Origin of the sequence: Streptomyces sp. NPDC051218 (assembly GCF_044455475.1) — a bacterium.
Lineage (GTDB): Bacteria > Actinomycetota > Actinomycetes > Streptomycetales > Streptomycetaceae > Streptomyces.
This window is the reverse complement of the sequence record NZ_JBITEU010000001.1, coordinates 862,847-885,485: the sequence shown is the minus strand read 5'-3', so window position 1 is coordinate 885,485 and position 22,639 is coordinate 862,847. Positions and strand designations below refer to the sequence as shown.

The 22,639-nt window shown below is 70.3% G+C and carries 20 protein-coding genes; 13 read left to right on the top strand and 7 right to left on the bottom strand.

Annotation, left to right across the window (positions count from 1 at the left end):
• Positions 1–17: 17 nt before the first annotated feature.
• The 5 genes from ACIBCK_RS04095 (at position 18) to ACIBCK_RS04075 (ending at position 5,555) form a co-directional block, all read left to right on the top strand.
• Positions 18–1,121, top strand: coding sequence for a carbohydrate kinase family protein (locus ACIBCK_RS04095; RefSeq protein WP_399386521.1), 1,104 nt, complete (start codon positions 18–20; stop codon positions 1,119–1,121).
• Positions 1,122–1,270: 149 nt separating this feature from the next.
• Entirely contained in the window at positions 1,271–3,385 is a 2,115-nt protein-coding gene (locus ACIBCK_RS04090; RefSeq protein ID WP_399386519.1) for a PhoH family protein, read from the top strand.
• 13 nt (positions 3,386–3,398) lie between these two features.
• Complete coding sequence (gene ybeY, locus ACIBCK_RS04085; RefSeq protein ID WP_399386517.1) at positions 3,399–3,896, top strand: rRNA maturation RNase YbeY; 498 nt, start codon at positions 3,399–3,401, stop codon at positions 3,894–3,896.
• 4 nt (positions 3,897–3,900) lie between these two features.
• Positions 3,901–5,202 (top strand): hemolysin family protein, encoded by a 1,302-nt coding sequence (locus ACIBCK_RS04080; RefSeq protein ID WP_399386515.1) that lies wholly within the window; start codon positions 3,901–3,903, stop codon positions 5,200–5,202.
• Positions 5,199–5,555, top strand: a complete 357-nt coding sequence (locus ACIBCK_RS04075) for an MmcQ/YjbR family DNA-binding protein (RefSeq protein ID WP_399386513.1) — start codon at positions 5,199–5,201, stop codon at positions 5,553–5,555. Before ACIBCK_RS04080 ends, ACIBCK_RS04075 begins: the two co-directional genes overlap by 4 nt.
• On the opposite strand, the gene ACIBCK_RS04070 is transcribed toward ACIBCK_RS04075, so the two are convergent.
• A complete protein-coding gene (locus ACIBCK_RS04070; RefSeq protein ID WP_399386512.1) occupies positions 5,552–6,979 on the bottom strand; it encodes an MFS transporter in 1,428 nt (475 codons plus the stop codon). The two genes, ACIBCK_RS04075 and ACIBCK_RS04070, sit on opposite strands and share 4 nt — an antisense overlap.
• An 87-nt stretch (positions 6,980–7,066) precedes the next feature.
• On the opposite strand from ACIBCK_RS04070, the gene ACIBCK_RS04065 reads away from it, so the two are divergent.
• Positions 7,067–7,978 (top strand): helix-turn-helix transcriptional regulator, encoded by a 912-nt coding sequence (locus tag ACIBCK_RS04065; RefSeq protein ID WP_399386510.1) that lies wholly within the window; start codon positions 7,067–7,069, stop codon positions 7,976–7,978.
• A 26-nt stretch (positions 7,979–8,004) separates the two neighbouring features.
• Positions 8,005–8,367 carry a cytidine deaminase gene (locus ACIBCK_RS04060; RefSeq protein ID WP_399386508.1) on the top strand — a complete coding sequence of 121 codons (363 nt, stop codon included), beginning with the start codon at positions 8,005–8,007 and terminating at the stop codon, positions 8,365–8,367.
• 147 nt (positions 8,368–8,514) lie between these two features.
• Here the strand turns inward: ACIBCK_RS04060 and ACIBCK_RS04055 are convergent, their stop codons facing one another.
• A complete protein-coding gene (locus ACIBCK_RS04055) occupies positions 8,515–8,853 on the bottom strand; it encodes a P-II family nitrogen regulator (protein ID WP_399386506.1) in 339 nt (112 codons plus the stop codon).
• Positions 8,850–10,136 carry an ammonium transporter gene (locus ACIBCK_RS04050; protein ID WP_399387237.1) on the bottom strand — a complete coding sequence of 429 codons (1,287 nt, stop codon included), beginning with the start codon at positions 10,134–10,136 and terminating at the stop codon, positions 8,850–8,852. Before ACIBCK_RS04050 ends, ACIBCK_RS04055 begins: the two co-directional genes overlap by 4 nt.
• 189 nt (positions 10,137–10,325) lie before the next feature.
• Here ACIBCK_RS04050 and era point away from each other — a divergent pair, with 189 nt between their 5' ends.
• Positions 10,326–11,294, top strand: coding sequence for a GTPase Era (gene era, locus ACIBCK_RS04045; protein WP_399386504.1), 969 nt, complete (start codon positions 10,326–10,328; stop codon positions 11,292–11,294).
• A 25-nt stretch (positions 11,295–11,319) separates the two neighbouring features.
• Here era and ACIBCK_RS04040 read toward each other — a convergent pair whose 3' ends face one another.
• The 4 genes from ACIBCK_RS04040 to ACIBCK_RS04025 form a co-directional block, all read right to left on the bottom strand.
• On the bottom strand, positions 11,320–12,567 hold the full coding sequence (locus ACIBCK_RS04040) for an MFS transporter (RefSeq protein WP_399386503.1): 1,248 nt from the start codon (positions 12,565–12,567) through the stop codon (positions 11,320–11,322).
• The gene (locus ACIBCK_RS04035) at positions 12,564–13,940 is read right to left on the bottom strand and encodes a GH1 family beta-glucosidase (RefSeq protein WP_399386502.1); all 1,377 of its coding nucleotides are present in this window, start codon (positions 13,938–13,940) and stop codon (positions 12,564–12,566) included. Before ACIBCK_RS04035 ends, ACIBCK_RS04040 begins: the two co-directional genes overlap by 4 nt.
• Positions 13,941–14,031: 91 nt before the next feature.
• Positions 14,032–14,298: a protealysin inhibitor emfourin gene (locus ACIBCK_RS04030; protein WP_399386500.1), complete on the bottom strand. Its 267-nt coding sequence runs from the start codon at positions 14,296–14,298 to the stop codon at positions 14,032–14,034.
• A gap of 52 nt (positions 14,299–14,350) precedes the next feature.
• Positions 14,351–15,421 carry a M4 family metallopeptidase gene (locus tag ACIBCK_RS04025; RefSeq protein ID WP_399386498.1) on the bottom strand — a complete coding sequence of 357 codons (1,071 nt, stop codon included), beginning with the start codon at positions 15,419–15,421 and terminating at the stop codon, positions 14,351–14,353.
• 297 nt (positions 15,422–15,718) lie between these two features.
• Here ACIBCK_RS04025 and leuA point away from each other — a divergent pair, with 297 nt between their 5' ends.
• From leuA to ACIBCK_RS04000, 5 genes are all read left to right on the top strand, one after another.
• Positions 15,719–17,446 carry a 2-isopropylmalate synthase gene (gene leuA, locus ACIBCK_RS04020; protein WP_399386497.1) on the top strand — a complete coding sequence of 576 codons (1,728 nt, stop codon included), beginning with the start codon at positions 15,719–15,721 and terminating at the stop codon, positions 17,444–17,446.
• A gap of 153 nt (positions 17,447–17,599) precedes the next feature.
• On the top strand, positions 17,600–18,334 hold the full coding sequence (locus ACIBCK_RS04015) for a TerB family tellurite resistance protein (protein ID WP_399386495.1): 735 nt from the start codon (positions 17,600–17,602) through the stop codon (positions 18,332–18,334).
• Between the two features lie 171 nt (positions 18,335–18,505).
• On the top strand, positions 18,506–20,593 hold the full coding sequence (locus ACIBCK_RS04010) for an MMPL family transporter (protein ID WP_399386493.1): 2,088 nt from the start codon (positions 18,506–18,508) through the stop codon (positions 20,591–20,593).
• A gap of 65 nt (positions 20,594–20,658) precedes the next feature.
• Entirely contained in the window at positions 20,659–21,894 is a 1,236-nt protein-coding gene (locus tag ACIBCK_RS04005; RefSeq protein WP_399386491.1) for a sensor histidine kinase, read from the top strand.
• Positions 21,891–22,568: a response regulator gene (locus tag ACIBCK_RS04000; RefSeq protein WP_399386489.1), complete on the top strand. Its 678-nt coding sequence runs from the start codon at positions 21,891–21,893 to the stop codon at positions 22,566–22,568. Before ACIBCK_RS04005 ends, ACIBCK_RS04000 begins: the two co-directional genes overlap by 4 nt.
• Positions 22,569–22,639: the final 71 nt, after the last annotated feature.

The window sequence follows — 22,639 nt, the reverse complement described above, 5'->3', positions numbered from 1 at the left end:
TCCGTTACGTTGCCTGCATGGTCGTACCTCTCAAACCCAGCATCGACCCGCTCAAGGGAGCCCGCAGAGCAGGCGATCCGCCCTGTGACGTCTTCCTCACCGGCACGGTCTTCCTCGACATCATCTTCACCGGCCTGGACTCCGCGCCCGTACGCGGCACCGAGTCCTGGGCGCGCGGCATGGGGTCGAGCCCCGGCGGCGTCGCCAACATGGCGACCGCCCTTGCCCGGCTCGGCCTGCACACCTCGCTCGCGGCGGCCTTCGGGGACGACCACTACGGCGAGTACTGCTGGGACGCCCTCGAACAGGGCGAGGGCATCGACCTCACGACATCGCGCACCGTGCCCGGCTGGCACTCACCGGTGACCGTCTCCATGGCGTACGAGGGTGAGCGGACCATGGTCAGCCACGGCCACGAGCCGCCGCCCGACGCCGAAAGCCCGCACGGCGGCGCCCCGGCATGCCCGCCACGCGCGCGTGCCGCCGTCGCCTCCCTGACACCCGGCTCGCGCTCCCCGTGGATCGCCGAGGCCGCGCGCAAGGGCACCCGGATCTTCGCCGACGTCGGGTGGGACGACACCGGGCGCTGGGACCTGGCGGGCCTCCCGGACCTGGCGCACTGCGAGGCGTTCCTGCCGAACGCGGAGGAGGCCATGCGCTACACCCGGACGCAGTGCCCCCGGGCCGCCGCGCGGGCGCTCACCGAACACGTACCGCTCGCCGTGGTGACGCTGGGTGCGGAAGGTGCGTACGCGGTGGACGGGCGGACCGGCGAGAGCGCCGAGGTCCCGGCCATCGCGGTGGAGGCCCTCGATCCCACGGGCGCCGGCGATGTCTTCGTGGCCGGCTTCGTGACCGGCACCCTCGCCGGCTGGCCGCTCGCCGACCGGCTCGCCTTCGCCGGGCTCACCGCGGCGCTCTCGGTGCAGGAGTTCGGCGGCTCGCTCTCGGCGCCGGGCTGGGCGGAGGTCGCCACGTGGTGGCGGACCGTACGGGAGGTCGACGACCAGGACCCGGTGGCGCTGCGCCGCTACGGCTTCCTGGAGGGCCTCCTCCCGGAGTCCACACGCCCGTGGCCACTGCGGCGCGCCGTGCCCACGATCGGGTTCCGGTCGGCCTAGCCGCCGCCCGAAGTCGCACAGTCGTGCGTGACCGGAGTGGAAAAGCCCTACGGCGGTGACAGTGGTGCGTCGTACTCTTGGCAGTGCAAGGCTGTCGAGCGGCCACCAAGCCCCGCAAGAGGAGGATGAGCAGGCCCTAGCGCCGGCCCATGACTCAGACACCCACAGCTCATACCCCCGCCGAGGGTCAGGCCCGAGCACACTTCACCGTCCCGGCGACCCATCCGATGGTCACGGTGCTCGGCTCCGGCGACGCCCTGTTGCGCGTGATCGAGAAGGCCTTCCCGGCGGCCGACATCCATGTCCGGGGCAATGAGATCAGCGCGGTCGGTGACGCCCATGAAGTCGCCCTCATCCAGCGCCTGTTCGACGAGATGATGCTGGTGCTCCGCACCGGTCAGCCGATGACGGAGGACGCAGTGGAACGCTCGATCGCCATGCTCAGGGCGGACGAGGCAGGAGAGGGCGACGGCCAGGAGACCCCGGCCGAGGTCCTCACGCAGAACATCCTCTCGTCCCGCGGCCGCACGATCCGCCCCAAGACGCTCAACCAGAAGCGTTACGTCGACGCCATCGACAAGAACACCATCGTCTTCGGCATCGGCCCCGCGGGCACCGGCAAGACCTACCTCGCCATGGCCAAGGCCGTGCAGGCCCTCCAGGCCAAGCAGGTCAACCGCATCATCCTGACCCGCCCCGCCGTCGAGGCCGGCGAGCGCCTCGGCTTCCTGCCGGGCACGCTCTACGAGAAGATCGACCCGTACCTGCGCCCGTTGTACGACGCGCTGCACGACATGCTCGACCCGGACTCGATTCCGAGGCTGATGGCAGCGGGGACCATTGAGGTGGCGCCGCTGGCATATATGCGTGGCCGTTCGCAGCCCGTCTTCACGAACGTCCTGACGCCCGACGGCTGGCGCCCCATCGGGGACCTCCAGGTCGGTGACCTGGTCATCGGCTCGAACGGCGAGCCGACGCCGGTACTTGGTGTCTACCCCCAGGGTGAGCGAGACATCTACCGCGTCACCGCACAGGACGGCTCCTGGACGCTGTGCTGCGGTGAGCACCTGTGGACGGTCAGGACGCGCGACGACAAGCGTCGCGACAAGCCGTGGCGGGTCCTGGAGACCCAGGAGATGATCGGCAACCTGCGGGCGGCGCACTATCGTCGGTACGAGTTGCCGATGCTCACAGCGCCCGTCGAGTTCCCGGAGCGTGAGGTCCGCATGGACCCGTACGCGCTGGGCCTGCTCCTTGGGGACGGCTGCCTCACCGGCTCCACCACGCCGTCGTTCTCGACAGAGGACGTCGAACTCGCCCAGGCGCTGGAGGCGGCGCTCCCGGGCGTCAAGGTGCGGCACAAGAGCGGCCCCGACTACGTACTGAACCGGGTGAAGTCGCCTGGCGACGTGGTCACTCTGGAGAATCCGGTCACCGGCGTCATGCGCGAACTGGACCTCATCGGCGGCCGTTCGCACTCCAAGTTCGTGCCGGACGACTACCTGTTCAACACGGCGGAGACCCGGCTCGCAGTGCTCCAGGGCCTGCTCGACTCCGATGGCGGTCCGGTCACCCAGGACGACCGTACGTGCCGTATCCAGTACTCGACCGCGTCGATCGTCCTGCGCGACGACGTGATCGCGCTCGTCCAGTCGCTCGGGGGTGTCGCCTATACGCGACGCCGTCCGGCCGAGGGCCGCGAGCAGGGCACCGCGTTGACTGCCCATCGGTACGACCAGCACGTCGTCGACATCCGTCTCCCCGAAGGCATCGAGCCCTTCCGCCTCGCCCGCAAGCGCGACAAGTACCACGCGGCCGGAGGCGGCGGACGTCCGATGCGCTTCATCGACTCCATCGAGCCCGCAGGGCGTGAGGAGACGGTCTGCATCCAGGTCGCCGCCGAGGATTCGTTGTACGTCACGCAGGACTACCTGCTCACGCACAACACCCTGAACGACGCCTTCATCATTCTCGACGAGGCGCAGAACACCAGCGTCGAGCAGATGAAGATGTTCCTCACCCGCCTCGGCTTCGAGTCGAAGATCGTGATCACGGGCGACGTCACCCAGGTCGACCTGCCGAACGGCACCAAGTCCGGTCTGCGCCAGGTCCAGGACATCCTGGAGGGCATCGACGACGTGCACTTCTCGCGGCTCACGTCCCACGACGTCGTACGGCACAAGCTCGTCGGCCGTATCGTCGACGCGTACGAGAAGTACGACGACAGCCAGCAGAGTCAGCAGAACAAGAAACACGGGAAGTAGCGGAAGCCGCACCATGTCGATCGACGTCAACAACGAATCCGGGACCGAGGTCGACGAGCAGGCGATCCTCGACATCGCCCGCTACGCCCTCGCGCGGATGCGCATCCACCCGCTCTCCGAGCTCTCGGTGATCGTCGTGGACGAGGACGCCATGGAGCAGCTCCACATCCAGTGGATGGACCTGCCGGGACCGACGGACGTCATGTCCTTCCCCATGGACGAGCTGCGCCCGCCGGCCAAGGACGAGGAGGAGCCCCCGCAGGGCCTCCTCGGCGACATCGTGCTCTGCCCGGAGGTCGCCATCAAGCAGGGCAAGGAAGCGCCCACGGAGCACTCCATGGACGAGGAGCTCCAGCTGCTCACCGTCCATGGGGTGCTGCACCTCCTTGGGTACGACCACGAGGAGCCGGACGAGAAGGCCGAGATGTTCGGTCTCCAGGCGGCCATCGTCGACGGCTGGCGCTCCGAGAACGGCCTGACCGGGCCCTCTCCCGCGCCCACCGTCTCGTAGCGGCATGAGTTTCCAGTTGATCGCGGGCGCCGTCGCCCTGGTCGTCGTCGCCTGGCTCGCGGCCTGCGCGGAGGCGGGCATCGCCCGCGTCTCCAGCTTCCGCGCGGAGGAGGCGGCCCGCTCCGGGCGGCGCGGGAGCGCCAAGCTCGCGCAGGTCGCCGCCGACCCCACCCGCTATCTGAACGTGGCGCTGCTCGTCCGCGTCGCGTGCGAGATGGCCGCGGCGTCCCTGGTGACGTACGCCTGCCTGAACGAATTCCCCGAGACCTGGGAGGCGCTCGCCATCGCCATCGCGGTGATGGTCCTCGTCTCGTACGTGGCCGTGGGGGTCTCGCCGCGCACCATCGGCCGCCAGCACCCGCTCAACACGGCGACCGCCGCCGCGTACGTCCTGCTGCCGCTGGCCCGCATCATGGGCCCGATCCCGCCGCTCCTGATCCTCATCGGCAACGCGCTCACGCCCGGCAAGGGCTTCAGGCGCGGCCCGTTCGCCTCCGAGGCCGAGCTGCGGGCGATGGTCGACCTCGCCGAGAAGGAGTCCCTCATCGAGGACGAGGAGCGCCGCATGGTGCACTCCGTCTTCGAGCTCGGCGACACCCTCGTACGCGAAGTCATGGTGCCCCGGACGGACTTGGTCGCCATCGAGCGTTTCAAGACCATCCGGCAGGCGCTCACGCTCGCGCTGCGGTCCGGTTTCTCGCGCATCCCGGTGACGGGCGAGAGCGAGGACGATGTCGTCGGCATGGTCTATCTCAAGGACCTGGCCCGCAAGACGCACATCAACCGCGACAGCGAGGCCGACCTGGTGTCGACGGCGATGCGCCCGGCGACGTTCGTGCCCGACACGAAGAACGCGGGCGATCTGCTGCGCGAGATGCAGCAGGAGCGCAACCACGTCGCCGTCGTCATCGACGAGTACGGCGGCACGGCCGGCATCGTCACCATCGAGGACATCCTCGAGGAGATCGTCGGCGAGATCACTGACGAGTACGACCGTGAACTGCCGCCCGTCGAGGAGCTCGACGACGGCTGCTACCGCGTCACCGCGCGTCTGGACATCGGCGACCTCGGCGAGCTCTTCGGACTCGACGAGTTCGACGACGAGGACGTCGAGACCGTCGGCGGTCTGCTCGCCAAGGCCCTCGGCCGGGTGCCGATCGCGGACGCCTCGGCGATCGTGCCGCTGCCGGACGGCCGTGAGCTGCGGCTCACCGCGGAATCCGCAGCCGGACGGCGCAACAAGATCGTGACGGTGCTCGTGGAGCCGGTCGCGCCCGCGGGCGCTCACAAGGAGACATCGGTGTGACCCCACAGCAGCTGCGCGCGTTCTGCCTGTCGTTCAACGACGTGGTGGAGGAGTTCCCGTTCGGGCCCGAGGCCTCGGTGTTCAAGGTCGCGGGCAAGATGTTCGCGCTGAGCTCGCTGGACGCCGTGCCGCTGACGGTGAACCTGAAGTGCGACCCGGACATGGCGGTCCAGCTGCGGGAGGCGCACCCGGAGATCGTGCCGGGGTGGCACATGAACAAGCGGCACTGGAACACGGTCTCCCTCGCCGGAGAGCTCCCGGACCGGCAGGTCCGGGAGCTCGTCGAGGATTCGTACGACTTGGTCGTCGCCGGTCTCCCGAAGGCGCAGCGCCTGCGGCTCGACCGGCCCTAGGCGTTGCGCTTGACCCGCAGGCCCGTCGCCACCAGGGCCGCCGTCACCAGCAGGACCGCCGTGTCGATCAGGAGCACCGTCCGCGTGCCCGCCAGGAGATCCGTGTTCGTGGTCGCGAGGACTCCCAGGAGCGGGATGCCGATCGTGATGCCCACCTGCTGGGTGGACGTCACCAGGCCGGTGGCCAGGCCCTGCTCCTCGTTCGGGACACCCGAAGTGACCGTCACGCCGTACGAGATGATCGCGCCCAGGTGGAACATGCTCGCCACCGATACGCCCGCCGTGGCGAGCCAGACCGAACCGGTGCCCTCGTCGATGCCGAGCAGTGTCGCGATGAACAGGCCCTGGCCGAGCAGCGAGACGACGAGGGTACGGCGCGCCCCGAAGCGGCTGATGACCTTGGGCGCGTAGATCCCGGAGACCACCGAGAGGACGCCCTGCACGCCAAAGACGAGACCTGTCTGGAAGGCGGAGAGCTTCAGGATCTCCTGGAGGTACAGGGTGAGGGTGAAGATGACCGCCGACATCATCGAGAAGGTGATCAGACCGCCCAGGTTGCCCCAGGCCACCGTCCGCCGCCGCAGCATCGGCAGCGAGACGAGCGGGGACTCGGCGCGCGACTCGACGTAGCCGAAGGCCGCGATCAGCAGTACGCCCGCGGTCAGCGTGACGACGACGTCCGCCCCGCCGAAGCCGCGCTCGGCGGCCGTGGAGAGCGCGTAGATCAGGGCGAGCAGACCGCCGGTGACGGTGACCGCGCCGGGGGTGTCGAGGCGGGGGCGGTCCGGGGTGCGGGACTCGGGCAGGAGGCGCGGCGCGAGCGGCAGCACGATCAGCACGAAGAGGGTCAGCAGGCCCATCGTGGAGCGCCAGCCGAGCGTGTCGGTGAGTACGCCGCCGAACACCATGCCGAGGGTGTAGCCGAGCGAGAGCAGTGTGCCGGAGATGCCGAGTGCCCGGTCGCGCTGCGGGCCCTCGGGGAAGGTCGTCGTCAGCAGGGACATGCCGGTCGGCACGATGGCCGCCGCGCCCACGCCCTGCAGCGCGCGTCCGGCGAGGAAGGACGCCGGGTCCCAGGCGAACGTCGCCAGGAGCGAGGCGAGGCCGAAGAGCGCGAGGCCGCCGATGAACAGCTTGCGGCGGCCGTACAGGTCGCCGGTGCGGCCGAAGAGCAGCAGGAAGCCACCCGAGGGGAGGGCGAACGCGGTCACCGCCCACTGCAGCGCGGACTTGCTCATGCCCAGGTCGGTGCCGAGGACGGGCAGCGCCACGTTCAGCACGGAGAAGTCGAGCGCGACCATGAACTGGGCGGCGCAGAGCACGAAGAGGACGAGCTTGTCGCGGGGTGCGAGCTTGGGGGCCGTGGGCTGAGGTGCGGGGGCCGTCGTTGTCGGGGACGGGGAAACGGTGGTGTCGATCGCCATGCGATGAGCTTCGGGCGTCAGGAATAGCCGTGGGGAGCGGGTACTTATGCTGGTGGTCGTAACACCAGGCAGGGGGGGAGCTCGCGAATGGCAGGGACGAGTGAAGCGGCGGCCGCGCGGCCCCAGGACGAATCCAAGGCACGGCGTCTGGGCGAACTGCGCGAGTTCCTGATGAGCCGCCGCGCCCGGGTCAGCCCCACGGAGGCGGGCCTCCCGGACGGCGGGGCGCGGCGGCGTACGCCGGGCCTGCGGCGCGAGGAGGTCGCCGTGCTCGCCGGGGTCGGCGCGTCCTGGTACCAGTGGCTGGAGCAGGGCCGCGACATCTCCGTGTCGCCGCAGGTCCTGGACTCCGTGGGACGTGTCCTGAAGCTGTCGAGCGCGGAGCGGCGGCACTTGTACGTGCTCGCCGGTCTCAACCCGCCCGCCCCCGAGGTCGAGCAGGCCGACCGGGACATGTGCGAGGGGATGCAACGCCTGATCGACACGTGGATGCCGTACCCCGCGCACATCATGGACCGCTACTACAACTGCGTCATGTACAACGACGCGGCCGGGATGGTCTTCGGGATGCGCCCCGAGATCACCCAGAACTGCCTCGTGGACTTCTTCACCGACCCCATCTACCGCTCACGGAGCGTGAGTTGGCGGACGAACGCGGAGACGGTCGTCGCGCAGTTCCGCGCGTCCTGCTCGGAGACCCCGGACGACGAGGGGTTCCAGGCGATCCTCGCCGAGCTGCGGGAGTCGGTGGCGGCCGAGGAGTTCGACGAACTGTGGCAGCGGCGGGACGTGCGGCCCGCCGGGCAGGTGCACAAGGAGCTCATCCATCCGCTGGTGGGGGCGTTGCATGTCGAGTCGACGGCGATGCGGGTGCCTGCGCGGCCCGACCTGACGATCGTGCTGCACACGCCGCTGCCGGAGGCGGAGACCGCGGCGAAACTGGAGTGGCTCGCGTCGCCGGAGGGGCGGCGGGGGTCGATGTACCCGGTGGCGGTTTAGGTCTCTTGGCTCCGTATGCTCGGCGTATGAGCGAGAGTGCTGCGCCTGGCGCGCTGGATGCCGAGGACCGGAAGATCGTTACGCTGGCTCGTTCGGCGCGGGCGCGGAACGGGGTGGCCGAGGGGGCCGCTGTGCGGGACGAGACGGGGCGGACCTATGTCGCCGGGACGGTTTCTCTCGACTCCCTGAAGCTTTCCGCCCTGCGGACCGCGGTGGCCATGGCTGTCGCTTCCGGTGCGGAGTCCCTTGAGGCGGCGGCGGTCGTCTCCTCCGAGGAGGCGCTGTCCGCCGAGGACCTTTCCGCTGTGCGGGACCTTGGCGGGGCCGGGACGCCGGTGTTCCTGGCGGGGGCTGACGGGGAGGTCCGGGTGCGGGCTCAGGCGAACTGAGTCTTTCCCCAACCCCGCCCCTTCCCGAAAACCCACTCTGGCGCGGGGCCTTGGTTGCCGTCAATCACCGGCTCCGCCGAGTTCGTCCTCAAACGCCGGACGGGCTGAAAATTCAGCCCGTCCGGCAGGGGCGGGGTTGGGGATGAATCAAACCGCGTCCGGCCCCCGCTCCCCGGTTCGTACCCGTACCACCGTCTCCACCGGGACCGCCCACACCTTCCCGTCACCGATCTTGCCCGTGGCCGCCGCGCGGACGATTCCGTCGATCACGGCCTCCGCGTCCGCGTCGTCGACGACGACCTCGATCCGCACCTTCGGGACCAGGTCCACCTGGTACTCCGCGCCCCGGTACACCTCCGTGTGCCCCCGCTGGCGTCCGTACCCGCTCGCCTCCGTGACCGTGAGGCCCTGGACGCCCAGTTCCTGCAGGGCCGTCTTCACCTCGTCGAGGCGGAACGGCTTGATGACCGCGGTAACGAGCTTCATCGGACGGTGCTCCCCTTCATCGGGCTGACCAGGACGCCGTGATCGTAGGCGGTCTCCGCGTGGTGCGTCTGGTCGAGGCCCGTCTGTTCGTCCTCCGCCGACGCGCGGAAGCCCATGAGCTTGTCGATCGCCTTGCCGATGCCGTACGTCACCGCGAACGTGTACGCCGCCACCGCGAGCACCGCCACCGTCTGCTTGCCCAGCTGGGCGAGCCCGCCCCCGTAGAAGAGCCCCTCCGCGCCGTCCGTCATCGTGGCCGTCGCGAACAGGCCGATCAGGAGCGTGCCGACCACGCCGCCGACCAGGTGGACGCCCACCACGTCGAGGGAGTCGTCGTAGTTCAAGCGGAACTTCCACGCCACGGCGTACGAGCAGACCACGCCCGCCGCGAGGCCGACCACCGCGGCGCCGAGCACCCCGACGACCCCGCACGCGGGGGTGATGGCGACCAGGCCGGCCACCGCGCCCGACGCCGCGCCGAAGGTGGTGGGGTGGCCGTCGCGTCGCTGCTCCACGAAGAGCCAGCCGAGCAGGCCCGTGCACCCGGCCAGGAGCGTGTTCAGGAGGGAGGCCGCCGCGAGGCCGTTCGCGCCGAGGGCCGAGCCGCCGTTGAAGCCGAGCCAGCCGAACCAGAGCAGGCCCGCGCCCATCAGGACCATCGGCAGGTTGTGCGGACGCATCGCGTCCTTCCTGAAGCCGAGCCGCGGGCCGAGTACCAGGCACAGGGCGAGGCCCGACGCACCCGACGCGATCTCGACGACCAGGCCGCCCGCGAAGTCCAGTGCGCCGAGGGAGGAGGAGATCCAGCCGTCCGGGCCCCAGACCCAGTGCGCCACGGGAACGTATACGAGCAGCGCCCAGATGGGCACGAAGACCAGCCAGGCCGCGAACTTCGTGCGGTCCGCGATCGCGCCGCTGATCAGCGCCGTGGTGAGGATCGCGAAAGTGAGCTGGAACGTGGTGAAGAGGAGGGTGGGGACCGTCCCGGTGAGGGTCTCCGGGCCGATGCCCGCGAGCCCGAGGTGGTCGACTCCGCCGATCAGGCCCGCGAACGCGTCGTCGCCGAACGCGAGTGAGTAGCCGGCGAGCAGCCACACCACCGTGACCAGGGCGATCGACACGAAACTCATCAGGAGCATGTTGAGGACGCTCTTCGTGCGGACCATGCCGCCGTAGAAGAGGGCGAGGCCGGGCGTCATCAGCAGGACGAGGGCGGTGGCCGCGAGCAGCCAGGCGGTGTCGCCGGTGTCGGGGCCCTTGGCCGCGGCCAAGGTGGTGGTCAGGGACTGCACGGGGAATCTCTCCTCCGGGTGGGGGCAGAGGGAGAGCGTCACCGCCCCGCGTTTCGGGACGGGCACCCGGGCGTTTCCGCCGTGTTTCGTGTTGCCGGTGAGTTTCCGCGTGCTCACCGGTGCCGCTTCCGGGCCTCATCGGTGCCTCGGGGTGCTGCGGCCCTCCGGCGATCAGGGAGAATGGGCGCCATGAGCGTTCGTACCGAGTCATCCGAGCCGTCAGAATCGTCGGGGGCACCCCACCGCGCCGGCTTCGCCTGCTTCGTGGGCCGCCCCAATGCGGGCAAGTCCACCCTTACGAATGCTCTGGTCGGCCAGAAGGTGGCGATCACGGCCGACCAGCCGCAGACCACGCGGCACACGGTGCGCGGCATCGTGCACCGGCCCGACGCCCAGCTGATCCTGGTGGACACCCCCGGGCTCCACAAGCCGCGCACGCTGCTCGGCGAGCGGCTCAACGACGTCGTGCGCACGACGTGGGCCGAGGTCGACGTCATCGGGTTCTGTCTGCCCGCGAACGAGAAGCTCGGCCCCGGTGACCGTTTCATCGCCAAGGAACTGGCCGGCATCAAGAAGACGCCGAAGATCGCGGTCGTGACGAAGACCGACCTCGTGGACAGCAAGACGCTCGCCGAGCAGCTCATCGCCATCGACCAGCTCGGCAAGGAGCTCGGCTTCGAGTGGGCGCAGATCGTGCCGGTGTCCGCGGTGGGCGACAAGCAGGTCCAGCTGCTCGCCGACCTGATCGTCCCGATGCTCCCCAAGAGCCCGCCGCTCTATCCCGAGGGCGACCTCACGGACGAGCCCGAGCAGGTCATGGTCGCCGAGCTGATCCGCGAGGCCGCGCTGGAAGGCGTCCGGGACGAGCTGCCGCACTCCATCGCCGTCGTGGTGGAGGAGATGCTGCCGCGCCAGGACCGCCCCGCGGACAAGCCGATGCTCGACATCCACGCGAACGTCTACATCGAGCGCCCCAGCCAGAAGGGCATCATCATCGGCCCGAAGGGCAAGCGCCTCAAGGAGGTCGGGATCAAGTCCCGCCAGCAGATCGAGGCGCTCCTGGGGACGCCGGTCTTCCTCGACCTGCACGTCAAGGTCGCCAAGGACTGGCAGCGCGACCCCAAGCAGCTCCGCAAGCTGGGTTTCTGATTGATTCCCCGGCGGGACCCCGGGGTTACTCCACGCCCCTGATCCGCGTCACGAGCAGCGCCCCCGCCAACCCGATCACGGCCGCCACCAGGTACAGCACCCGGTAGCCGCCCAAGTGCGTCACGATCGGGGCCGCCAGGGCGGGGGCCGCCACCTGGGGGAGTGAGTTGGCGATGTTGATGACGCCCATGTCCTTGCCGCGGTCCATCGCCTTCGGCAGGACGTCCGTCATCAGGGCGAAGTCCACCGAAGTGAAGACGCCGAAGCCGACGCCGAGGACCGCCGCAGCGACGATCGCCCCCGGCCAGGTCTGCCAGCCGGACAGCAGGGCCGTCGCCACCGCCATCAGGACGCCGGACCAGAGCACGAAGGGCTTCCGGCGGCCCACGCGGTCCGACCAGACGCCGCCGACGACCACCGTCGCGAGCAGCGTCAGGCCGTTCACCGCCGTGAGGATCAGGACGCCCTCGTCCGGGTCGGCGTAGTCCAAGCGGTCCCGGAGGTAGTAGAGGAGATAGAGCAGGACCAGGGCGTTGCTGAGGTTGATCAGGAAGCGGGTCAGCCAGGCCCAGCCGAGGTCCGGGTAGCGGCGCGGGCTCAGCCAGAAGGCGCGGGTGAACGACCGCCACGCGAACGGCGGCCTGTCGTGCGGCGCCAGGCGCAGGTCCCGGTGGCGCAGGACGTACGGGAGCACTCCCACCAGGGTGAACACCGCGCACGCCGCGTATCCCGCGCCCACACCCCCGGCAGCCGTGGCGAGGCCCGTGCCCACGACCACGCCCAGGATCTGCGCCGCCCCCAGCCAGCCGCCCACCGCGCCCCGCTGGAGCCGCGGCACCCGGTCCGGTACGGCCGCTGTGACCGCGGCGAACGCGGCGTTCAGGGTGAGCTGGACCAGGCACCAGCCCGCCGCCATCCACCACACGGACCCGGCGGCCGAAAGCAGCAGGAGCGCCGCCGCGCCACCCGCCGTGCCCGCCACGATCCATGGCGTGCGCCGCCCGAAGCGCGACACGGTCCGGTCGGAAAGCGCGCCGAACAGCGGGTTCGACGCGAGGGACACCACGGCCCCGGCGCCCGCCACCCACGCGAGGACCGTCTCCTTCGATGTGCCGGCCGGGGCGAGGTCCTCCGCCTGTACGGCAAGGAGGATCTGCAGCGGGCCGTACCACCCCACCCAGATCGCTCCGTTGGCGAGCGAGAGGGACGCCGTCCAGCCCCGCCCGACGCGGTCGACCGGCTCCCGCAGCGCCTCAACCCGCCCGGCTGTCATGCCTGTTGCACCCGCAGTGCCTCGCGCAGCCAGGCGTATGACGCCTTCGGAGTGCGCTTCAGGGTGGCGTAGTCGACGTGGACGAGACCGAAGCGCTGCCGGTAGCCCTCCGCCCACTCGAAGTTGTCCATCAGGGACCAGACGAAGTAGCCGCGTACGTCCACTCCCGCCTCCAACGCCCGGTGCAGTGCGCGCAGATGACCGTCCAGGTAGTCGATCCGCCGCTCGTCGTCGATGCCCTCGTACGAGCAGCCGTTCTCGGTGATCACCAGCGGGGGCAGCCGGTCGCCGTACCGGTCGCGGAAGCCGGTGAGCAGTTCGGTGAGTGACTCCGGGACCACCGGCCAGCCGAAGTCCGTCATCGGGCGGCCCTCGATCTCCCTTGGCGCGAAGGGGAGTTCGGGCGGGAGTGTGACGCCGCCGAACTCCGTGGCAGTCGTGGCCGTGGCCGGGAGCGGGGCGCCCACCTTCGTCGGCTGGTAGAAGTTGATCCCGTACCATTCGACCGGCTCCGCGATGACCTTCAGGTCCGCCTCGATGTCGCCGCCCGGCATCAACTCCGCGATTCCGTCCGGGTATCGGCCGAGGATCAGCGGGTCCGAGAAGAGGCGGTTGAGGAGCACGTCGTAGAAGTCCGCCGCCTGGGTGTCCTCGGCCGAGGGGGAGGCGGGCCAGGTGGGGCCGTGCGAGTTGGCGACGCCGATGTCGGTGATGCCCGCCGCGCGCAGCGCCCGCACCGCGAGGCCGTGGGCGACGAGCTGGTGGTGCGCCACCGGCAGGGCGTCGAACATGAGCTGCTCGCCGGGCGCGTGCTGGCCGAGGGCGTGACCGAGGAGGGTGTGCTCGGCGGGTTCGTTGAGGGTGATCCACTTCTTGGCGCGGTCACCGATGCGGGCGGCCACCACGGCCGCGTACGCGGCGAAGCGCTCGGCTGTGTCCCGCCGCAGCCAGCCGCCCTCATCGGCGAGCGCGAGCGGTGTGTCCCAGTGGAAGAGCGTGGGGACGGGGCTGACGCCCGCCGCGCACAGCTCGTCGACGAGACGGTCGTAGAAGTCGAGGCCCGATGTGCTCACCTCACCCGCCCCGCTCGGCAGCACGCGCGGCCACGACACCGAGAAACGGTAGGCGCCGACCCTCAACTCCCGGATGAGCGCGACGTCTTCGCGGTAGCGGTGGTAGTGGTCGCAGGCCACGGCGGCCGTCGTGCCGTCCTTCACCCTGCCGGGCAGCGCGGTGAACGCGTCCCAGACCGAGGGGCCGCGTTCGTCGACGGCGCCCTCGATCTGGTGAGCCGATGTGGACACCCCCCACACGAAGTCGCGGGGGAACTGCGGGAGTGGTTCGCGCACATGGGTCGCATGGGTCGCTGCCATGGGCGCGATCTTCCGTACGGCCGCGTACGGAAGTCAATGGGCGTACCTCAGAAAACGTGAACACTTCTCACGTCTTGCGGGTTCCCCTGTTCTACGAGCCCTCCTTGAGGACACGCGTGATCAGCTTGCGCTGTGGATCGGTCAGGCGGGGATCCGAGCAGTACACCGTGCGGCCGTCCACGGTGAGCTGGTAGCTGAAGCCGTCCGGCACCCCTATCGGTGGCGCGTTCCGGCCCTCTGCCATGGCCTCGTCGGCCAGGGCCTGCCACTCGGGGGCATCGGGCAGACCCGAGGTGTCGACCTCGGCGTGCCGCTCGATGCCCGCGAATCCTCCCGTGCGCTTCACCTGGATACGCATGGAACCTGTCTACTCCATGGGGAGGCCGGTTGGTAGGCCGGTCGGTGGGCGGTCAGTTGGTGGGCACGCCGACCTGGGACCACGCCTTGACGACGGCACCGTGCTCCTCGCCCTCGCCGTACTTGTCGCGCGCCGCGGCCACCGTCAGCTTCGCGAAGTCCGCGAAGGACGCGTCCTGGGCCAGCTCGCCGCCGGTCAGGACGGCGTACCAGATCTGGCCCGCCCGCTCCCACGCGTTGCCGCCGAGCGCCTCGGCGAGCAGATAGAAGGCGTGGTTGGGGATGCCGGAGTTGATGTGCACGCCGCCGTTGTCGCGGCCCGTGCGGACGTAGTGGTCCATGTCGGCCGGCTGCGGGTCCTTGCCGAGCACATCGTCGTCGTAGGCCGTGCCGGGCGCCTTCATGGAGCGCAGCGCCGTGCCCGTCACGCGCGGGGCGAGGAGCCCGGCGCCGATTAGCCAGTCGGCCTCGGAGGCGGTCTGGCCGAGCGTGTACTGCTTGATCAGCGAGCCGAACACGTCGGCGCACGATTCGTTGAGCGCGCCGGGCTGACCGAAGTACGTGAGGTTCGCCGTGTACTGCACGACGCCGTGCGTCAGCTCGTGGCCGATGACGTCCACGGGGATGGTGAAGTCGAGGAAGATCTCGCCGTCACCGTCGCCGAACACCATCTGTTCGCCGTTCCAGAAGGCGTTCCCGTAGTCCTCGCCGTAGTGGACCGTCGCGTTCAGCGGCAGGCCGCTGCCGTCGATGGAGTTGCGCTGGTACGACTTCAGGAACAGCTCGAAGGTCGCGCCGAGGCCCGCGTACGCGCGGTTGACGGTCGCGTCCTTGCCGGGCTTGTCGCCCTCGCCGCGGACCTTGCGGCCCGGCAGCTCGGTCTTGTGCTTCGCGTCGTGGATCGTGCGGTGCGGTTTGCTCTCCGCGGCTTCCTTGGGCAGCGAGACGGCGGGGGCGCCGATGACCGTGGTCAGGCGGCGGTGGGTGCGCTCGATCGAGTCGCGCTCAAGGGTGCGGCGAGCGGGACCCGCGAGAGTGGCGTCGTCACTCTGGGCCAGAGTGTCGAGCACGTGAGGAGGGATGATGGTGCAGAAGACAGGCTCGAAGCCTGGATTGGCGGTCATGGCGGCAATGTGGCACTGGGTCATGCCGCTGTCACTACCTGCAACCATGATTAGTGAAATAGAGGTATTGATCACCTCTTACCCGTTACCTGGCGGCGATCCCGCATACTGATACGCACCCGCGCACACAGCGCGACTCGGCTAGGCTGCGGAGCATCATGCGTTACGGGCTGCTTCTCCTTAGCTGCCGCGGCGAGGGCCTGTAGTCGAGGCCGACCCCCTCCCCGCGGAGTTCGGTGTTGCTCGCGAAGCGACCGTCGGCCGTCCTTAAGGACACTCCCGAGGAGCCCCCGCATCATGGCGATCAAGCCCAATCTGCAGCGTGCCACGTCCATGCCGGTCCACAAGTACGGCCAGTACGACCAGGTCGACATCCCCGACCGCACGTGGCCGGACAACCGCATCACGGTCGCTCCCCGCTGGCTCTCCACGGACCTGCGTGACGGCAACCAAGCGCTGATCGACCCGATGTCCCCGGCCCGCAAGCGCGAGATGTTCGACCTGCTGGTCCGCATGGGCTACAAGGAGATCGAGGTCGGCTTCCCCTCCTCGGGCGCGACCGACTTCGATTTCGTACGGTCGATCATCGAGGACGGCGCGATCCCGGACGACGTCACGATCTCCGTCCTGACGCAGGCCCGCGAGGAGCTCATCTCCCGCACCGTCGAGTCGCTGGTCGGCGCCAAGCGCGCCACCGTCCACCTGTACAACGCGACCGCGCCCGTCTGGCGCGAGGTCGTCTTCCGTGGCTCGAAGGACGCGGTCAAGCAGATCGCCGTCGACGGCACGCGCCTGGTCATGGAGTACGCGGAGAAGCTGCTGGGCCCCGAGACGGTCTTCGGCTACCAGTACAGCCCCGAGATCTTCACCGACACCGAGCTGGACTTCGCCCTGGAGGTCTGCGAAGCCGTCTGTGACGAGTGGCAGCCCGCGGAGGGCCGCGAGATCATCCTCAACCTGCCCGCCACGGTGGAGCGTTCGACGCCCTCCACGCACGCGGACCGCTTCGAGTGGATGTCCCGCAACCTGACCCGGCGCGAGCACGTCTGCCTGTCGGTCCACCCGCACAACGACCGCGGCACCGCCGTCGCCGCCGCCGAACTGGCCATCATGGCCGGCGCCGACCGCATCGAGGGCTGCCTGTTCGGGCAGGGCGAGCGTACCGGCAACGTCGACCTGGTCACGCTGGGCATGAACCTCTTCTCGCAGGGCGTCGACCCGCAGATCGACTTCTCCGACATCGACGAGATCCGCCGCACCGCCGAGTACTGCAACCAGATGGAGATCCACCCCCGCCACCCGTACGCGGGCGACCTCGTCTACACCGCCTTCTCCGGCTCCCACCAGGACGCCATCAAGAAGGGCTTCGAGGCCATGGGCATGCGGGCCGAGCAGCAGGGCAAGACGGTCGACGAGATCGAGTGGGCCGTCCCGTACCTGCCCATCGACCCCAAGGACGTCGGCCGGTCCTACGAGGCCGTCATCCGCGTCAACTCGCAGTCCGGCAAGGGCGGCATCGCCTACGTCCTGCAGAGCGACCACCACCTGGACCTGCCGCGCCGCATGCAGGTCGAGTTCTCGAAGATCATCCAGACGAAGACCGACACCGAGGGCGGCGAGGTCACCCCGGACGCGATCTGGGGCATCTTCCAGGACGAGTACCTGCCCAACCCGCAGAACCCGTGGGGCCGCATCCAGGTCAAGAACGGCCAGACCACCACGGACAAGGACGGCACGGACACCCTCACCGTCGAGGCGACGGTCGACGGCGCCGACACCGTCCTGACCGGCACCGGCAACGGCCCGATCTCGGCGTTCTTCAACGCGCTGCAGGGCATCGGCATCGACGTACGCCTCCTGGACTACCAGGAGCACACGATGAGCGAAGGAGCCTCCGCGCAGGCCGCTTCGTACATCGAGTGCGCCATCGGCGACAAGGTCCTGTGGGGCATCGGCATCGACGCGAACACGACGCGTGCCTCGCTGAAGGCCGCGGTCTCCGCGGTGAACCGCGCCGCCCGCTGACACACCGCCCGACCGCCCCCCGAGGTGATCCTCGGGGGGCAATCAGGGTGCGGTACCGGCCATCTCTCGTACAGGGTGCTGACGCCACATCAACAATGTGGCTAACATCACGCCCAACGCGGCAATGTTGCCGGGGCGTTACGGAGGTGCGCGGTGCTGCCAGATCGGGGACGAGACGGCCGGGAATCCCGCATCGTCGCCACGCCCGTTTCGCGTGGGCGTGTCCTGCGCAGGCGCGTGGTCGGCGTGCATACGGCCTGGACCACCGTCGGGGACGGTGAGTTCTTCTGCCCCGGCTGCGGCGGTGACCGCAACTACCAGCGCCGCACCGGCCGTCGCCGCTTCGTCCTGCTCGGCGTGCCCGTCCTGCCGCGCGGCGCCGCGGGGCCCATCGTCGAGTGCGCCGCCTGTGGTGACCACTTCGGTACGGACGTTCTCGGCCATCCCACGACCACACGGCTCTCGGCCATGGTCCGCGACGCCGTGCACACCGTCGTCCTCGCGATCCTCGCCGCGGGCGGCACCTCGTCGCGCTCCACGCTCGACGCGGCCGTCGGCGCGCTGCGCCTCGCCGGGTTCGACGACTGCCGCGAGGACCAGCTCGTCGCGCTGGTCGAAGCGCTCGCCGCGGACACCGGCCGTGCCACCGTCCCGGACTGCGGGCCCGGTCTGGCCATAGAGCTCCACGAGGCGCTCGGCCCGCTGGCCCCGCACCTCGCTCCCGCCGGACGTGAGGCGCTGCTGCTCCAGGGCGCGCGGATCGCACTCGCCGACGGCCCGTACACCCCCGCCGAACGCGAGGTGCTCGCCACGGTGGGCGGCGCCCTGACCATCGGCGCGGACGAGGTCACGCGGCTGATGGTGGCGGCGCGGACGACGCACTTCTGACCTGAGGGTTGTAGGGCCTAAGGGGTGTGGGCGCTACTCCCCAGGGAGTAGTACGAGGCTGATGCCTCCCTGCGTCGTACGCCCCAACTCGCCCTCTCGCCCGACGGATCGCGACACACCCTCCGGAAGGGTTGGCACCGAACCTGCCAACCTGCCGGAAGGAGGCCCGTCATGCGGGCCGAACAGACCACCGCACGACGGCGACGAGCCGTGCCCTGGATGTTCCTCGGACTGTGGATAGCCGTCATCGCGCTCGCCGGGCCCTTCGCGTCGAAGCTCTCCGACGCCCAGCAGGACCGCGTCGTGGACTACCTCCCCGCGAGCGCCGACTCCACCGAAGTGGCCAAGATCCAGGACCAGTTGCCCGGGGGTGAGGCCACCGAGCTCGTCCTCGTCTACCACCGCGACGGCGGCCTGACCTCAGCCGACCGCGCCGCGGCGGCCCGGCAGGTCACCGAGATCGGCCGGGCCCACAAGCTGGCGGCCACCCCGCGCGTCGTACCGTCCAAGGACGGCACCACGCTCATGTACCCCGTGGTCAGCACCGAGCCGGGCCATGACGAGAAACTCCGGGACGCGCTCGTCGACGACATCCGCGACACCGCCCGGGGCGAGGACGGGCTGAGCGTCGACGTCGGCGGCCCGGGAGCGCTCTCCACGGACGCGGGCAAGGTCTACGACTCCCTCGGCGGGCCCCTGCTCTACACCACCGCAGGCGTGGTCGCGCTGCTCCTGATCCTCATCTACCGCAGCCCGTTCCTGTGGCTCGTGCCGCTCACCGTGGCGGGCATCGCGGACTACCTGGCGATGGGCGTCGCGTACGGACTGCACGAAGGCTTCGGGACGTCCGTCACCGGTCAGAGCAGCGGCGTGATGACGATCCTCGTGTTCGGCGCGGGCACGGACTACGCGCTGCTCATCGTCTCCCGCTACCGCGAGGAACTGCGCAGGATCAAGCGGCCCTACGACGCGATGGTCGCCGCCCTCAAGGGCTGCGGCCCGGCCGTGCTCGCCTCGTCGGGCACGGTCGCGGCAGGGCTGTTCTGCCTGCTCGCCGCCGACCTCAACAGCAGCCGTGGCATGGGCCCGCTGGGCGCGGTCGGCGTGCTGTGCGCGCTCCTCGCGATGCTGACGCTGCTGCCCGCGCTCCTCGTCCTGCTCGGGCGGCGCGTGTTCTGGCCGCTGGTGCCCGCCTACGGCGGCGAGCCCAAGCAGCGGCGCAGCCTCTTCTCCATGATGGGCAGCTCGGCGGGGCGCAGGCCCCTCACCGTGCTCGCGGGCGGCGCCGTGCTGCTCGGCGCGCTCGCCCTGGGGGCGCTGAACCTGCCGGGCGCGCTGAAGCAGGAGGACTCCTTCACCAAGACGCCCGACTCCGTCACCGCGATGGAGACCCTTGACAAGGCCTACCCCGAGCACGGCACCCGGCCCATCACCGTGATGACGCCCGCCGACCGCGCCTCCGATGCCCTCGCCGACATCAAGGGCACGCGGGGCGTGGACAGCGCCGAGAAGGGACGTACGGCGAAGGACTGGACCGAGATCTCCGTGATCGCGACGGCCGCGCCCGAGTCGGCGGGAGAGACGGAGACGATCAAGGCGCTGCGGGCGGACCTGGACGGCTCGTACGTGGGCGGAGCCAGCGCTCAGCAGCTGGACCTGAAGGACACCAACGACCGGGACACCCCGATCATCGTGCCGCTGGTTCTCGCCGCGGTGCTGCTGATCCTGGTGGCGCTCCTGCGGTCCCTCGTCGCGCCGCTGCTCCTGCTCGCCGCGGTGGTCGCGGTGTGGGGGGCCTCGCTCGGCATCGCGGGCCTGGTCTTCGAGCCGCTCCTCGGCTTCGAGGGCACGGACCCGGGGCTGGGGTTGCTCTCCTTCGTCTTCCTGGTCGCGCTGGGCGTCGACTACGGCATCTTCCTGATGCACCGCATGCGGGAGGAGTCCCTCGCGGGCGCCGAACCGGGGGCCGCCGCGCTGACCGCGCTGCGGACGACGGGCGGCGTCATCGCGTCGGCGGGCCTCGTGCTCGCGGCGACGTTCGCGGTGCTCACCAACATGCCGCTGGTGCAGCTGGTCGAGCTGGGCTTCGTGATCGCGGTCGGGGTGCTGCTCGACACGTTCCTGGTGCGGACGTATCTGGTGACGAGCGCGAGCGTGGCGCTCGGCAGGAAGGTGTGGTGGCCGGGGAGCCTCTCGCGTCCCGCCCCGGAGACGGGCCCCGCCCTGGAGCCCGAGCCCCAACGGGTGCACGCCCCCTGACCGTTGAACGCTTCCGGGCGCCCCTTCCCTGCCGGAGGGGCGCCCTCGTACGGGAGGATGAGGCTGTGGCGGACATACCGCGGGTTCAGGAGAGGGCGCCGGCGCCGCGTGGTGTGCTGGCCTTCACGGGGGCCGTGCCCGGCAGCCGGAACGCTCTGCGCACCGACGCGCTGTTCGCGGCGGTGCTCGCGGCGCTGTCCGTCCTGCTCGCCGTGTTCGTCGAGGACGGCCGGCGCCCCGACCTCCTCGGCTGGAGCCTGCTGCTCTGTGCGCACGTACCGCTGGCGTGGCGGCGAAGCAGTCCCCTGCTGGCGCTGCTCGGGGTGATCGTCTTCATCTCTCCGTACCACGGCATCGACTACACGCACATGGCCGCCGTCCCGGTCGGCATGGTCGCGCTCTACACCGTCGCCGCCTCCGGGCGTCCGCGCCGCGCCCTGATCATCGGCGGCCTCGTCGTCGGCATCATGCTGACCGTCAACGCGAGAGTGTCCCCGCACCAAGTCGCGGAAGTGCTGCGGATGTCCGGCTGGATCGTCTCCGTGCTGCTGCTCGGCGTGTACGTGCGCATCCACCGCCAGTACGTCACCTCCGTACTGGAGCGTGCCGAGCGGGCGGAGCGTACGCGCGAGGAGGAGGCGCGGCGGCGGGTCGCCGAGGAGAGGCTGCGGGTCGCCCGTGACCTGCACGACCTGCTGGCGCACAGCATCACCCTGGTCGGCGTCCAGACGTCCGTCGCCGCGCACGTCCTCACCGCCGATCCGGAGCGCCTCGACCGGGAGGCGGTGGCGAAGGCCCTCGACGACATCGCCGACACCTGCCGGTCGGCCCGTGGTGAACTCCGCGCCACCCTTGAGGTGTTGAGGGAAGGCACCGCGGAGGAGACGCGGGGCCCGCTGCCGGGCCTCGACGGCCTCGCCGACCTGGCGGAGGCGGCGCGGACGTCCGGCGCGGAGGTCGATCTGGCGGTACGGGAGGTCGAGGCGCCGCCCGCCGTGGGCGCAGCGGCCTACCGCATCGTGCAGGAGGCGCTGACCAACGCGGTGCGGCACGGTGGCGGCGGCCCCGGGCTCACGATCCGGGTGGGTGTCCGGAGCGAGGGGCCCGCGTTGCGGGTGACCGTGGTGGACGACGGGGCCGTCTCAGCCCTGGACCCCTCGCACACCCCCGGTTTCGGCCTGGTGGGGATGCGGGAGCGGGCCCGGAGCGTGGGCGGGACGTTGGAGGCGGGGCCTCGGCCCGATGGCGGTTTCTTGGTGGCGGCGGTACTGCCCCTGGTGCCTGTGGGAGGGCTTCGATGACGATCCGTGTACTACTCGCCGACGATCAGACGCTGGTGCGGGCCGCGTTCGCGATGCTGGTCGAGTCCGCGCCGGACATGGAGGTGGTGGGGCAGGCGGGGACGGGGCGGGCGGCGGTCGACCTCGCCCGCTCCGAGCGGGCGGATCTCATCGTGATGGACATCCGGATGCCGGACCTGGACGGGATCGAGGCGACGCGGCTGCTTGCGGAAGACGAGGATCTGGCCGGGGTGAAGGTGTTGATGCTGACGACTTACGACACGGATGAGCATGTCGTCGACGCGCTTCGGGCCGGGGCGTCGGGGTTCTTGGTGAAGGACACGAAGCCGGGGGAGTTGTTGGAGGCGATTCGTACGGTGGCCGCGGGGGAGTCCCTGCTGTCGCCGGGCCCGACTTCTCGGTTGATCGCTCGGGTGTTGCGGGCGCCGGTTGAGGTTGCTCTGCCGGATGCGTTGTCCGGTGAGTTGAGCGAGCGGGAGCGGCAGGTTCTCGCGCTGGTCGCGCGGGGACTGAACAACGCGGAGATTGCGGATCAGTTGGGGTTGAGCCCCCTGACCGCGAAGACCCATGTCAGCCGGATCATGGGGAAGCTGGGGGCGAGGGATCGGGCGCAGCTGGTGATCGTGGCTTATGAGTCGGGGTTGGTGCGGCCGGGGGTGGCGGGGGTGGGGTAGGGGCGTTTCTTTTCCCCAACCCCGCCCCTTCCCGAAAACTCGCTCTGGCGCGAGGGCCTTGCGTACCGTCA